This window comes from Rhizobium sp. AN80A, assembly GCF_030053015.1.
In the GTDB taxonomy this organism is placed as follows: domain Bacteria; phylum Pseudomonadota; class Alphaproteobacteria; order Rhizobiales; family Rhizobiaceae; genus Rhizobium; species Rhizobium metallidurans.
In genome coordinates this window covers 910,135-923,859 of record NZ_JASJPX010000003.1, presented here as the reverse complement: position 1 = coordinate 923,859, position 13,725 = coordinate 910,135, and the positions used below count along the sequence as shown (strand labels likewise).

The window sequence follows — 13,725 nt, the reverse complement described above, 5'->3', positions numbered from 1 at the left end:
ACGTTAAGGATCACGCTGTTTTCAGACAGCCGAGCATGACGCTCCCGCTTTTCAATCATGACTTTTCCCCTCCTCGGATATTTCCAATGCGTATGTTTGATCGCCTGCTGGCGGATCGTTCGGGCAATTTCGGCCTGATCACCGCCATCCTCATGGTGCCCCTGATCGGCGCGGCCGGCCTGTCGATCGACTTCTCGCAGGCGCTCACCATGCGCACACAGCTTCAGGGCGCGGCCGATGCCGCCGCCGTCGGCGCCGTCGCGCAAATGTCGCCGGCCATGAAGAAAGCGCAGACGATGACCGGCGACGGTACGATCGCGATCGGCAAGACCGACGCTCAGGAACTCTTCCGCTCGCAACTGTCGGGCGAAGCCACCAGCTTTCCGATCGACGTCAGCGTCGATGTCGTAAAGACCGGCAGCGTGCTGACGTCATCCGTCACCTTCCAGACACGGGTGCCGACCTCCTTCATGCAGATCCTCGGCCAGACCAGCATGCCGATCTCGGGCACGGCCACCGCTCGCTACGAAACGCCGTCCTACATGGATTTCTACATGCTGCTCGACAACACGCCCTCCATGGGCGTCGGCGCGACGCAGACCGACATCGACAAGATGCTCAAGGCCACGAAGAATGGCTCCGACGGCACCTGCGCATTCGCCTGTCACATTGTGTCGACATCCGGTGTCGAGGACAAGAACAGCTACTACAACATCGCCCGCAATAACAAGATAACGATCCGCATCGACGTGGTCGCCCAGGCCGTCAAGGCGCTGATGGCGAAGGCAACCGACACGCAGACGATGAACAACCAGTTCCGCGTCGCGGCCTACACGTTCGGCAAGACCGCGCAGGACGCCAAGCTGTTCAAGGTCGCCGAGATCAACACCGACCTCGGCAAGGTCGCGACGGCGACCAATGCGATCCAGCTGATGAGCATCCCCTATCAGAACTACGACGACGACCAGCAAACGAGCTTCGACAACGCGCTCGCCGGCATCAAGGACGAGATCAAGGGCACCATCGGCAAGGGCACGAGCGACGCCGACCGTCAGAAGATCGTATTCTTCGTGGCCGACGGCGTTGCCGACAGCCGCAAGCCGTCAGGTTGCACCAGCCCGAAAGGCGCCAATGGCAACCGCTGCATCGAGCCCATCGACGTCAAGAGCTGCAAGGCGCTCAAGGACAAGGGCATCAAGATCGCCGTCCTCTACACGCGCTATCTGCCGCTTCCGGAAAACCCCTTCTACAACGACTGGGTGAAACCCTTCGAAGGCAAGATCTCGACGAAGATGGAGGAATGCGCCAGCCCCGGTCTCTATTTCGCCGTCAGCCCCACCGAAGGCATCGCCGAAGCCATGCAGGCGCTGTTCATGAAGATCGTCAGCACGCCCCGCATCACCAGCTGATAGGTTTACCAGCTGACGCGCGTCAGACCCGCACGCCGTCCTTGAGCCGGTAGCTCGGCGCATACATGGTGACGAGCTCCTCGGCGGCGGTCGGGTGAAGGGCCATGGTCCGGTCGAAATCGTCCTTGGTGCAGCCGGCCTTCAGCGTGATGCCGAGGAGCTGCGCCATTTCGCCGGCATCGTGGCCGAGAATGTGGGCGCCAACGACCTTGCGGCTCGCCGCATCGACGATCAGCTTCATGATCATCTTCTCGGCACGCCCCGACAGCGTCGCCTTCATCGGCCGGAACTGCGCGCGATAGACCTCGACGTCGCTGTAGCGCTTGCCGGCCTCTTCCTCGCTCAGCCCCACCGTGCCGATCTCGGGCTGCGAGAAGACCGCGGTCGCGATCGTCTCGTGATCCGGCTTCGTCGCGTTGTTCTTGTATTCCGTCTCGATGAAGCACATCGCCTCGTGGATCGCCACCGGCGTCAACTGTACCCGGTCGGTGACATCGCCCAGCGCGTAGATGTTGTCGACGCTGGTGCGCGAATAGGCGTCGACGACGATGGCGCCCTGCGCGTTCGTTTCGACGCCGGCCGCCTCGAGCCCGAGCCCCAGCGAGTTCGGCACGCGGCCGATGGCGAGCATCACCACGTCGGCGTCGATCGTTCCGTTGTTGAGCGTCTCGACGATCAGCCCGTCCTTGCCCTTCGCCACGCTCTTCAGCATGTCGTGGCACTGGATCTTGATCCCCTTGGCGACCATCGCCTCGTGCAGGCCGTGCCGCAGGTCCTGGTCGAAGCGCGACAGGATTTCCGCTCCGCGATAGACGAGCGTCGTCTCGACGCCGAGCCCATGGAAGATATTGGCGAATTCGACGGCGATATAACCGCCGCCGACAATGACGATCGAGCGCGGCAATTCCTCCAGATGAAACGCTTCGTTGGAGGTGATGCAGAGATTGTGACCGGGCAGCGCGGGGTGCAGGTTCGGCGTACCCCCGGTCGCGATCACGATCGTCTTCGCCGTCACCGTCTTGCCGCTACTGACGAGCCGCACGGTATGTCGGTCGACGAGTTCCGCGCGCGTCTCGAGGATCTCCGCGTTGGCGCCCGACAGGCCCTTCTTGTAGAGCCCTTCGAGCCGGGCGATTTCCGCGTCCTTTGCGGCGATGAGCTTCTTCCAGTCGAACGTGCTTTCGCCGACGGTCCAGCCGGATCCGGCCGCGTCCTCGAAATGCTCGCGATATTGCGAGGCGTAGACGAAGAGCTTCTTCGGCACGCATCCGCGAATGACGCAGGTGCCGCCGTATCGATATTCCTCGGCGATCGCCACCTTCTTTCCAAGCGCCGCGCCACCCGCGCGCTGCGCACGCCGCCCGAGCCGCCACCGATGACAAAGAGGTCGTAATCATAGGCTGTCATGGGGATCTCCGGCAGGAATCGTCAGGAAGGAACTTTGATATAGTACCGATATCGCCAAAAACAAAAGCCCCGGCGAACCGGGGCTCAGACTGCTGACAAACCCCGTCATTTTTTGGCGGGGTTTATTTTGTTCTGAGTTGCGCGCTGGATCGGCTGTTTTGAACGAGGCTTTCGGATGGTCGCTTTCTCATGCGGGGCTCGGTTGGCTGGCCTTGGTGAGGGCCATTGCGATCTTCTTGATGTTCTGGGCGGTTGCGGCCATCAGGCACTGGCATTGGACCCGGACGAGACTTCGGAACCGCGCGTAGCGGTGGCCATGCAGTTGTTTGGCGTCGGCGAAGGATCGCTCGACCGTCTCCTTGCGCCGTTTATAGACCGCCTTGCCCCAGGGCTTGAGCCGGTTGGCATCGGTGCGCTCGCGCGCATCGGCCCAGACATGGCGGGTGATGGTGCGTACCGCCTTGCCGTTCGATGTGCACGACGCCAGTAGCGGGCAATCGCGGCAGATCGCCGGATCGGATGTATAGTGGCGATAGCCGTTGCGGTCGGTGGTGGCGTAGGTAAGCAACTGGCCTTCGGGGCAACGATAGCCATCCACCTCGGCGTCATGGACGAACTTCGACTTGCGCATCATGCCGGCTTTCGGCGGGGTCGGATTGCGGTAGCCGGTGACGCCGAGGATGGCGCGATCCTCCAGGCCGTTGGCGATGCCCGAAGTCGCATAGCCGGCATCCAGGCCCACCGCCTTGACGTCGAAAGAGAAGCGCTCGCGCTGGCGGTCCAGCCGGTCGAGGTAGACGATGCTGTCATGCACGTTGGCCGGCGTCGCATGGGTGTCGGTGATGATCGCATGACGGCCATCGACGGTGCGATGATCGAGATAGAAGAAGCCCTTGGGCTTGCCGTCGCGCACCATGTAGCCGCTGTCGGGATCGGTGCGGCTGACCTTGGTCTGCTTGATCTCGGGCTCGCGCTCCTTCTCCTTCAAGGGCTTCTGGCCATGCAGCGCCCGCTCGGCCTCGATCGCCCTGTCGAGATCGGCCCAGTAGTCGGAACGCGACTTGGCGACCATCTCGAGATCGTACTTGCCCTTGTTGGCATTGGCCTTCAGATGCGTGCTGTCGGTATAAAGAACGGTGCCGTCGACCAGGCCATGGCCGATCGCCTGTTCGACGATGTGGTCGAAGATGTCCTGGGCGACCGACGTATCGTTGAAGCGCCGCCGCCGGTTCTGGCTGAGCGTCGAGGCATCGAACACCCCGTCCGTCAGCTTCATCCGCAGAAACCAGCGATAGGCGACATTGACCTCGATCTCGCGCACCAGCTGACGCTCCGAGCGGATACCGAACAGGTAGCCGATGAACAGCGCCTTGAACATCAAGGTCGGATCGAGCGGCGGCCGGCCGTTGTCGGCGCAATAAAGCCCGGCAACGCGATCATGGATAAAGGTGAAGTCGATCACCGCATCGATCTTGCGAAGCAGGTGATCCTTGGGCACCAGACTGTCGAGCGTCACCATCTCGAGAGCCGTCTGTTCGGGAGCAGGTTTCTTCAGCATGTCCCAGTGAATCACAAACCCCCAGCCAGAGCCAGGGGTTTGTCAGCAGTCTGAGCCCCGGCGAACCGGGGCTTCGTATTGAGCGATGCTGCGAACCTTACGGCTTGGCGGCGGGCTTGGCGCCGGCGGCGGGAGCCGCTTCGGCGGCCGGAGCCGGCTTGATAACCTTGGCAAGCTCGGTGCTGGTCGTCTTCTGCAGGTCGCGCGAGATGCCCTGCGCCCAGATGTCGGCGGCCTTGACGGTTTCGCGCGAGGCGATCGGGCCGTCCTTCAGCAGCTTCTGGCCGACCGGCGAGCTGTAGAAGGCGGCGATCGCATTGAGTTCCTCGATCGAGAACGCCTTGGCGTAGGTCAGAGCCGCTTCCTTTTCGAGGTCGGCGCGACGCGGCGCCAGAGCCAGCGCCTGCTTGTCGACTTCGGCGGTGATCTGGTCCTGATAGTTCGGCAGATCCTGGATCAGGTCGGCCTTCAGGCGCTCCGCGAGACCCGGCAGGATGTTGTCGAACTGGGTGGTGGCGCCGATCGCGTCGATGGCCGCGCGGGCTGCCTTCAGCTGTTCCGGCGACGCTTCCTGCGCATGGGCGACCGAGCCCAGGACGACACCCGAGAGAATGACGGTCGCAGCAGCAAAACGGCCAAAACCTGCAAATTTATTCATGAGTTCCTTGCTCCTGTTACCTTGTTGCCCGCAGTTCGCGCGCGCCCGCCGGGCCGGCGATGATCGCCAGCGCGGCCATATTGAGAAAGAGGCCGTGTTCCACGACACCAGGGATCGCATTCAACTGAGTTGAGAGCGCCTCTGCATCAGGAATACGGCCAAAAGATGCATCGATAATATAGTGCCCGCCATCCGTGGTGAAATTGCCGTCGCCGGATTGGCGCAGCGTCAACCCACCCGAAAGGCCAAGTCTCGTGGCCGTCTTTTCGATCGCGATGCGCGTCGAAACGAGGCCGAACATGTTGACTTCGATCGGCAGCGCGAAGGCGCCCAGCGTATCGACCAGCTTGCTCTCGTCGGCGATCACGATCATGCGGCCGGACGCGGCGGCAACGATCTTTTCGCGCAGCAAGGCGCCGCCGCCACCCTTGATCAATGCGAGCGCCGCGTCGACTTCGTCGGCGCCGTCGATCGTCAGATCCAGTTCCGGCAGTTCGTCGAGCGACTTCAAGGGAACGCCGAGCTCGACGCAAAGCCGCGCCGTGCGCTCCGATGTCGGAACGCCCTCGACCTTGAACCCGTCCGCGACCTTCTCGGCGAGCAACCGCACGAATTCCTCGGCCGTGCTTCCGGTTCCGATCCCGAGACGCATCCCATGCTCGACATGGGCGAGTGCCGCCGCGGCGGCCTTGATCTTCATTTCGCGGGCATCCATGCGCCGCTCACTCCCAGTTTGCTTTGCCCGGTGTTGGGCGACCCAGCGTTAGGCTGGTTGCGTTGTTTACACGGCCCGCCAGTCAAACGAAAGCCAAAATAACATCGCGGTTTGGAAATCCAAACCACATGCCGAAAGCCCGCTTCGCCGGGCCAAAGCGTTGCTTTTGCGGCCTTCATCGCTTAACTCGGATGCATCCCAACACTGAACAGGCGAAAACTCCATTGACCCCTGCCCTTGTCGTCTTCGATCTCGACGGAACACTCCTCGACACCCATATCGACCTCGTCGATAGCCTCAATCACACGATCGCCGCGCTCGACCTCGCGCCGGTCACCTATGACGACCTGACGCATCTGGTCGGCCATGGCGCCAAGGTGATGATCGAGAGGGCCTGCAAGCTGCAGGGGCATTCGCTGGAACCCGAGCAACTGCCCGGCCTGCTCGAACGCTTCATCGCTCATTATACAGAAAACATGCCGGGCGCGACCGTGCCCTATCCCGGGCTGATCGATGCGATGGATCATTTGAAGAGCAAGGGGTACAGGCTCGCCGTCTGCACCAACAAGCTGGAGGGCCTCGCCCGCACGCTGCTGGAGCGGCTGCAGCTGACGCATTATTTCGACGCGATCACCGGCGGCGACACCTTCGCGGTCCGCAAGCCCGATGCCGGCCATCTCCTCGGCACGGTCGAAATGGCAGGCGGCGACCCGCGACGCACGATCATGGTGGGCGACAGCGCCAACGATATCCTCGTCGCGCGCAATGCCGGCATCCCCTCGATCGCCGTGCCCTTCGGCTATTCCGACGTGCCGATCGAAAGCCTGCGGCCGACCCACATCATCGCCGCGTTCAGCGAGCTCACGCCCGACCTCGTGGAAGACCTGATCGGCGCGGCCGAAGTCCGCAACGCCGGCTAACATTTCGCGGCCAAAACGGGTTGTTTTGAGCGAAAACATCATCTCACGATTGCCGCGATGACGCCGCGTCACTCCCTGGTTTAGCGAATCGCGAACCTGATCAATTAGCGATCAAACGAAGTCGCGACCCCGTGATTTCATGTGAAAAAACGTGCTCGCGACTGTCAGATCCGCTTCACAATCCGGCCTCAATTGAGGCGCGAACTGGCTCTTGCCGAGGGTAATGTTCGCCACTTTGTGTGCAATGATGGATTGAGGAGATCTGATATGCGCATTCAATTCGCAGCCGCTGCCGCGGTGCTTGCCCTCGGACTTTCCGGTGCGGCCCTTGCCCAGCCGATGTATTCCAACGACTACAACAATGACAGCGACGGCTTTGCTCCCGTCAGGGTTGCCCCGCCGAAGCCGGTTCACTACACCCAGCACAAGGCGCCGCAGTATTCCAGCGACTACACCAACGACAGCGACGGCTTCGCCCCCGTTCGCACCTCGCCGCCGGTCGACAAGATGGCGACGGCAAGCATCAAGCCACTCCCCGCATGCGACTACACGCCGAGAGGCCATGGCCTGCACACGGCAGGCGGTGACGGCGGCGCCTCGCACACCGATGCCTGCCGCGACGTCGGCGACAAGTAGACCGGCGAAAAGCGAAAGGGCCGGCTTGCAACCGGCCCTTCTCGACAGCGGCGGCGCCTGACGGCCCGCTCAGCCGTTGACCGTCTCGCCGAAGACCGATCTCGAACGATTCTGCGCAGCAGCACGTCCACGTCGTCCATCGTCACCGGCAGGCCGAGGTCGACGAGGCTGGTGACCCCATAGGCCGAAATCCCGCAGGGAACGATTCCCCCCGAAATGATCGAGATCGGGTTCGACATTGAGCGACAGCCCGTGAAACGTCACCCATTTGCGCAGGCGGATGCCGAGAGCGGCGATCTTGTCCTCCGCCATGCTTCCATCCGGCAGGGGCAGCCTGTCGGGACGACAGACCCACACGCCGACACGATCCTCGCGACGCTCGCCGCGCACGTTCATCCCGCCCAGCGTACGGATGATCACCTCCTCCAGTGCCGCCACGAAGGCGCGGACATCCTGGCGGCGGCGTTTCAGGTCGAGCATCACATAGGCGACCCGCTGGCCGGGCCCATGATAGGTGTACTCTCCGCCACGACCAGTCGCATGAACCGGGAAGCGGTCGGGCTGCACCAGATCGCGTGCATCGGCGCTGGTTCCGGCCGTATAGAGCGGCGGGTGCTCCACCAGCCACACCAGCTCGTCGCCGCCCTCGGCGATATCGGCCACTTCCTTCTCCATGATATCCACAGCCTCCTGATAGGGCACCAGCCCATCGGATATCCGCCAGCGCGCCGGGCGCGAACCGGCGTGTGGAAACATGGAAAAATCGAGATCCGTGCGTAACATAGCCATTCCTTGCGACCCGCACTGCCTGTGAGAGCGGGCTTTTCAGAGCGTCTATATGGCTCCGATTTGCCGCCTTTACAAACGCTGTCACCTTGTTTGAAAAAATCTGTCACATGGCCCTTGTGTCCCGAAAAACCTTTTGCTACATGCTGCGTCGCCGGCACAAACCGGCACCTACCACGATGCGGTCGTGGCGGAATTGGTAGACGCGCAGCGTTGAGGTCGCTGTGGGGCAACCCGTGGAAGTTCGAGTCTTCTCGACCGCACCATCTCTCTCCCGAGGAGTGAGACCAGCCAGTACGACTGGCTCCCGGCGACGCGAAATGTCGCGCACGGCATCTCTTAATGAGAGATTTTATTGTCTATAACGGCTGTCTCCCAGCCCAATGAAATTTCTCGACGATGTCCGATAAGACCGACTGGCACAATCCCCTGCAAGGCATGGCGCTGATGATCGGTGCCATGATCGTCCTTCCCGCCATGGACGCCATCGCCAAGTACATGGCGACATTCGAGGGCATGTCGCCCGGCCAGGTCACGTTCTACCGATTCTTTTTCCAGCTCGTCTGCACGCTGCCGATTCTTTTCGTCATGTTCGGCTGGAACGCGCTGCGGGCCAAGCGACCGTGGATGAACCTGCTGCGCGGCGCGCTGCATGGGGCGGCGAGCCTCCTTTTTTTCATCGCCGTCAAATACATGCCGCTCGCCGACGTCTTCGCGATCTATTTCGTCGAGCCCTTCATGCTCGCCGCCCTGTCGGCCTTCTTTCTCGGCGACAAGGTTGGCTGGCGGCGCTGGACGGCGATCGTGGTCGGCTTCGGCGGCGCGATGATCGTCATCCAGCCGAGCTATGAAGTCTTCGGCCTCAAGGCGCTGCTCCCCGTTCTGTGCGCCTTCCTGTTCTCGCTCTATCTTTTCCTCAACCGCGCCATCGGCAACGCCGATCTCGCCGCTCACGATGCAGACCATGGCCGGCATCGGCGGCACGCTCTTCATGTCCGTCGCGCTGATCGTCGGAAACGGCCTGGGCGTCAGCGATTTCGAAGTCTCGCTCCCGGCATCCCTTCTCGGCCTCGTGCTGCTGCTGATTCTCGGCTCGCTCTCGGGCTACGTGCACATGATCGTCGTCAGGGCCTTCCGAATGGCGCCGCTCTCGCTTTTGGCGCCGTTCCAGTATTTCGAGATCATCTCCGCCACTGTCCTCGGCTACGCCCTGTTCGGCGATTTCCCGAACTTCTCCAAATGGGTGGGAATCATGATCATCGTCGCCTCCGGCCTCTTCATCATCTGGCGCGAACGGGTGCAGGCGCGAGCCGCCAAACAGGCCTGAACCGTAAACGCCTTGTTAACTCCGCCTATTGAGAGAACATCAATTCGCTGGCGCTAGAAGAATCTTCGGTCTCATGATGAGGCCTGGAGAGAAAAGATGAGCGAAATTCGACTCGCTTTTCCGGCATGTGTCATCGCCGGAAAGCATCGACTTGGCGTGGAGGACATCGATCTTCTGCGCAGACACAGTTTTCCCGAGGGCGTCAGGAGCGCCGACGACGTTGTCGTCATGCTGGCCCTGAACAATTCCTGCCCCGAAAAATGCCCCGAATGGAACACCTATTTCGTGGAGCAACTCGCGGCCTTCATCGTCCATTATAACTACCCACAAGGCTCTCTCGACGAAATCAACGTCGCATGGCTGATGCGCATGATCGCCGCCGACGGCGTCGTCCATTCGGCCGTCGAGCTGGAACTCGTGCTGCACGTCATCGAGATCTCCGCCTACGTCCCCGACGAGCTGCGCGCCTTCGCGCTAGACCAGCTGCGCCTGGCGCTGTCCGACAGCCGCGGCGCCTATCATCACGGCCGCGCCATCGCGCGCCGCGGAATCACGAGACAGGATGTGGATTACATCATGCGCGTGCTGCGGGCGCTCAGCGACGGCGGTGCCATAACGGTACAGGCGCTCACCTGGGCGGTGCTGATGCGCATAGGCGAGGAAACGCTTCCCGCCTCCAACCATCCGCGCTGGTCGCAGATCGTCTCGGCGCTCGTGCTGGTCGATTACGCCGAGGCGCCACGGCGCACCCGCTGGCTCCGGCTCGTCGATAGCGGCGAAGCCGCCGTCGCCTGATCGAACACAGCTCGATCCGTGCCCTCTTCTCCGTGATTGTGCGTTCCCGTCTTTATGCTTAAGACTCGAAGCGCACGTCACGGGTGGAGTCTTCATGTTCACGAAAATTCTGATCGCCAATCGCGGCGAGATCGCTTGCCGCGTCATCAAGACGGCGCGCCGCATGGGGATAGCGACCGTCGCTGTCTACTCCGACGCCGATCGTGACGCGCTCCATGTCGAGATGGCCGACGAAGCCGTCCACATCGGCCCGGCCGCCGCCGCCGAGAGCTATCTCGTGGCCGAGAAAGTCATCGAGGCATGCAAGGCGACCGGCGCCCAGGCCGTCCACCCCGGCTACGGCTTCCTCTCCGAGCGCGCCTCCTTCTGCGAAGCTCTGGAGAAGGAAGGCATCGTCTTCATCGGCCCGAAGCCCAAGGCGATCAACGCCATGGGCGACAAGATCGAATCGAAGAAGTTCGCCAGCGCCGCCAATGTCTCCACCGTCCCCGGCTATCTCGGCGTCATCGAAAACACCGAGCACGCGGAGACGATCGCCGCCGAGATCGGCTATCCCGTGATGATCAAGGCCTCGGCCGGCGGCGGCGGCAAGGGCATGCGCATCGCCTGGAACGAGGCCGAGGTCCGCGACGGCTTCGACCGCGCCCGCTCGGAGGCGAAGAGCTCCTTCGGCGATGATCGCGTCTTCGTCGAGAAATACGTGGTCGATCCCCGCCATATCGAGATCCAGCTTCTCGCCGACGCGCACGGGAACGTCGTCTATCTCGGCGAACGCGAATGCTCCATCCAGCGCCGAAACCAGAAGGTCGCGGAAGAGGCGCCCTCGCCCTTCGTCGACGAGGCCACGCGCGCGGCCATGGGCGCGCAGTCGGTGGCGCTTGCCAGGGCCGTGGACTACCAGAGCGCCGGCACCGTCGAGTTCATCGTCGATCGCGATCGCAATTTCTACTTCCTCGAAATGAACACCCGCCTGCAGGTCGAACACGCTGTTACCGAACTCGTCACCGGCATCGATCTCGTCGAGCAGATGATCCGCATAGCTGCCGGCGAGAAACTCCCATTCGCGCAGCAGGACATCGAACTCAACGGCTGGGCCGTCGAAAGCCGCATCTACGCCGAGGATCCCTACCGCAATTTCCTGCCCTCGATCGGCCGCCTGACCCGCTACCGGCCGCCATCCGAAGGCAAGGCCGGCAACGCGGTCGTGCGCAACGACACCGGCGTCTTCGAAGGCGCCGAGATCTCGATGTATTACGATCCGATGATCGCCAAGCTCTGCACCTGGGCGCCGACGCGCGCCGAGGCGGTCGAGGCCATGGGCGAAGCGCTGGATGGCTTCGTGGTCGACGGCATCGAGCACAACGTCCCGTTCCTGTCGGCCCTGATGAAACACCCCCGCTGGCGCGAGGCCCGGCTGTCGACCGGCTTCATCGCCGAGGAATATCCTGATGGCTTCGCGCCCATGATGCCCGATGAGCGCCAGCGCGCGACGCTTGCCGCCATCGCGTTGTCCGCCGCGCTGATCGAAGCCAATCGCCGCGAAACCTTCGCCGACCGGCTGCGCGGCGCGTCCGATCCGCTGCGCGATCACTGGAGCGTCCGGCTCGGCGACGATTATATCGACGTCCGCCTGCTCGATGGTCTCGTGACCGTCCCCTTCGAAATGGACATGGATGTCGCCGGCGAGACCTTGAGCGTCGTCACCGACTGGAGACCGGGCGAGCCGGTCTGGCGCGGCAAGGTCGGCAGGCAGCCGGTCACGGCGCAGCTGCGCCCGATCCTCAACGGCCTCAGGCTGGATTGGCAGGGCCTGTCGGTGAAGTCCAGGGTGCTGACGCCGCGTCACGCCGAACTCGACCGTCTGATGCCGGTCAAGCTGCCGCCGGATACGTCCAAGCTGCTGCTCTGCCCGATGCCGGGTCTGGTCGTCTCGATCGCGGTCACCGAGGGACAGGACGTCAAGGCCGGAGAGACGCTCGCGGTCGTCGAAGCCATGAAGATGGAAAACGTGCTGCGCGCCGAGCGCGACCTTGTGGTCGGCGTCATCAACGCCAGGCCGGGCGAAAGCCTGGCCGTCGATGCCGTCATCATGGAGTTTGCCTGACCTGTTCCGGCACACCGCCCCGTCGCGATCCGCTCCGCATTTGTTAACGCGTGACCGCTAATATTTAACCCATCCGGAGGCCTGCCGGATGGAGTAAGCGATGAGTGTCATGCAATCCGCGCTGCTGCTGCTGTCCATCAATCTCGGCATGCTGTGGCTCCTGATGCGAATGCCCCTGGGGATGAGGACGCTGCATGTCAGCCGCGCCTTCGACTGCACGCCGGAAGCGCTCTGGAACGCCATGAACCCGATGGGCGCGCACGCCAGCTGGCACCATTCGGTGATATCGAGCCGGCAGGTGGAGGCTGGCGGCAACATCGTCGAACAGATCTATCGCCATACCGACAGAAACGACGCTCCCCTTCGCCGGCTGCTTTCGATCGAGCCCCTGGCGGCGATCACCGCCAACGCCCACGGTTTTCAATCATCCGTCATCGACGACAGCACGCTCGATGCGTCCTTCTGGAGGGATTATCGCGAGCGCCGGATCATCAGGCCGGTGGCGGGCGGCGCGGTTCTGGAAATCGACCAGACGGATCGCTATCGCGGCCTCGCCTTCCTGATCTTCCGCTACGTCGCCCTCCGCCGCGAAATGCAGGCGCTGGACGGCTGGCTGAAGACCGGCACGTCAGAGCCGCAGGGTTATTTCGAGCACCCGCTGGTGCAGGTGGCGCTTGCCATCCTGTCGACGCTGCTCCTCTGGCCCTTCATCGGCCTGACGACGCGCGGCCTGATGATCTCGACCTTCCTGACAGTCGTGATCGCCCTGCACGAACTCGGCCACATGGCCGCCTACCGCATGTTCGGCCACACGTCTGCGCGCATGATCTTCATTCCCTTCCTCGGCGGCATCGCCATCGGCAGCCGGCCCTATCGCTCCCTGTTCGAGGTCGCGACCTGCGCGCTGATGGGATCGGGCATGTCTGCATTCCTGGTGCCGATCCTCATCCTTGGCCACGGCTTCACGCAAAACGGCATACTGCCGGCCGCGGCTGACCCGCCGATCCTGGTGTTCCTGCTGATCCTCGGCGCCTTCAATCTGCTCAACCTTCTGCCGATGCAGCGCTTCGATGGCGGCCAGGTGTTGCGGCAGATCTTCAGAACCCACCGTTCGCAGATCCTCGCGAGTTTTCTCGTCACGCTCTGCATCCTGTCGATCGGCGCGGCGATAGGGCTTCCGGCGCGCTATCTCGTCGTCGGCCTGCTGATTTTCACCCTCGTCAGCGTCATCGGCGGCGGCTCCTTCAAGCCGCGCCAGAAGCTCGACGAGATGAACGGCGGCGAACGCTTGCTCGTCTCCTTCGGCCTCTACGCCGCCATCGCCATGCACGGCTATGCCGTGATCACCGCGATCGACCGGCTGTTTTGACGCAGATGGTATAAAGACCGGCGCAAGCCGCTCATCCGACA

General features: G+C 62.8%; 9 protein-coding genes, 1 tRNA gene and 3 pseudogenes. 8 read left to right on the top strand and 5 right to left on the bottom strand.

Annotated features, from left to right (window positions below):
* Nucleotides 1–92 precede the first annotated feature (92 nt).
* Nucleotides 93–1,409 (top strand): TadE/TadG family type IV pilus assembly protein, encoded by a 1,317-nt coding sequence (locus tag P3R82_RS16070; protein ID WP_283196359.1) that lies wholly within the window; start codon nt 93–95, stop codon nt 1,407–1,409.
* Nucleotides 1,410–1,431: 22 nt separating this feature from the next.
* Here the strand turns inward: P3R82_RS16070 and gor are convergent.
* From gor to rpiA, 4 genes and pseudogenes are all read right to left on the bottom strand, one after another.
* A pseudogene (gor, locus tag P3R82_RS16065) lies at nt 1,432–2,816 on the bottom strand (glutathione-disulfide reductase).
* Nucleotides 2,817–3,003: 187 nt separating this feature from the next.
* Nucleotides 3,004–4,374 carry an IS1182 family transposase gene (locus P3R82_RS16060; protein WP_283194553.1) on the bottom strand — a complete coding sequence of 457 codons (1,371 nt, stop codon included), beginning with the start codon at nt 4,372–4,374 and terminating at the stop codon, nt 3,004–3,006.
* 97 nt (nt 4,375–4,471) lie between these two features.
* Nucleotides 4,472–5,032: a DUF2059 domain-containing protein gene (locus P3R82_RS16055; protein ID WP_283194552.1), complete on the bottom strand. Its 561-nt coding sequence runs from the start codon at nt 5,030–5,032 to the stop codon at nt 4,472–4,474.
* A 16-nt stretch (nt 5,033–5,048) separates the two neighbouring features.
* On the bottom strand, nt 5,049–5,747 hold the full coding sequence (gene rpiA, locus P3R82_RS16050; RefSeq protein ID WP_283194551.1) for a ribose-5-phosphate isomerase RpiA: 699 nt from the start codon (nt 5,745–5,747) through the stop codon (nt 5,049–5,051).
* A 224-nt stretch (nt 5,748–5,971) separates the two neighbouring features.
* Here rpiA and P3R82_RS16045 point away from each other — a divergent pair, with 224 nt between their 5' ends.
* Both P3R82_RS16045 and P3R82_RS16040 read left to right on the top strand, forming a co-directional pair.
* Nucleotides 5,972–6,667: an HAD family hydrolase gene (locus tag P3R82_RS16045; protein ID WP_283194550.1), complete on the top strand. Its 696-nt coding sequence runs from the start codon at nt 5,972–5,974 to the stop codon at nt 6,665–6,667.
* 267 nt (nt 6,668–6,934) lie between these two features.
* Nucleotides 6,935–7,303: a hypothetical protein gene (locus P3R82_RS16040; protein WP_183902081.1), complete on the top strand. Its 369-nt coding sequence runs from the start codon at nt 6,935–6,937 to the stop codon at nt 7,301–7,303.
* A gap of 69 nt (nt 7,304–7,372) precedes the next feature.
* Here P3R82_RS16040 and lipB read toward each other — a convergent pair.
* A pseudogene (lipB, locus tag P3R82_RS16035) lies at nt 7,373–8,092 on the bottom strand (lipoyl(octanoyl) transferase LipB).
* A 178-nt stretch (nt 8,093–8,270) separates the two neighbouring features.
* Here lipB and P3R82_RS16030 point away from each other — a divergent pair.
* The 5 genes and pseudogenes from P3R82_RS16030 to P3R82_RS16010 all read left to right on the top strand — a co-directional run bounded on the left by P3R82_RS16030 (nt 8,271) and on the right by P3R82_RS16010 (nt 13,684).
* Nucleotides 8,271–8,355: transfer RNA gene (locus tag P3R82_RS16030), tRNA-Leu, on the top strand.
* A gap of 133 nt (nt 8,356–8,488) precedes the next feature.
* A pseudogene (locus P3R82_RS16025) lies at nt 8,489–9,416 on the top strand (DMT family transporter).
* 96 nt (nt 9,417–9,512) lie between these two features.
* Nucleotides 9,513–10,211: a hypothetical protein gene (locus tag P3R82_RS16020; protein WP_283194549.1), complete on the top strand. Its 699-nt coding sequence runs from the start codon at nt 9,513–9,515 to the stop codon at nt 10,209–10,211.
* 94 nt (nt 10,212–10,305) lie between these two features.
* Nucleotides 10,306–12,315 (top strand): acetyl/propionyl/methylcrotonyl-CoA carboxylase subunit alpha, encoded by a 2,010-nt coding sequence (locus P3R82_RS16015; protein ID WP_283194548.1) that lies wholly within the window; start codon nt 10,306–10,308, stop codon nt 12,313–12,315.
* A gap of 100 nt (nt 12,316–12,415) precedes the next feature.
* On the top strand, nt 12,416–13,684 hold the full coding sequence (locus P3R82_RS16010) for a hypothetical protein (RefSeq protein WP_283194547.1): 1,269 nt from the start codon (nt 12,416–12,418) through the stop codon (nt 13,682–13,684).
* Nucleotides 13,685–13,725: the final 41 nt, after the last annotated feature.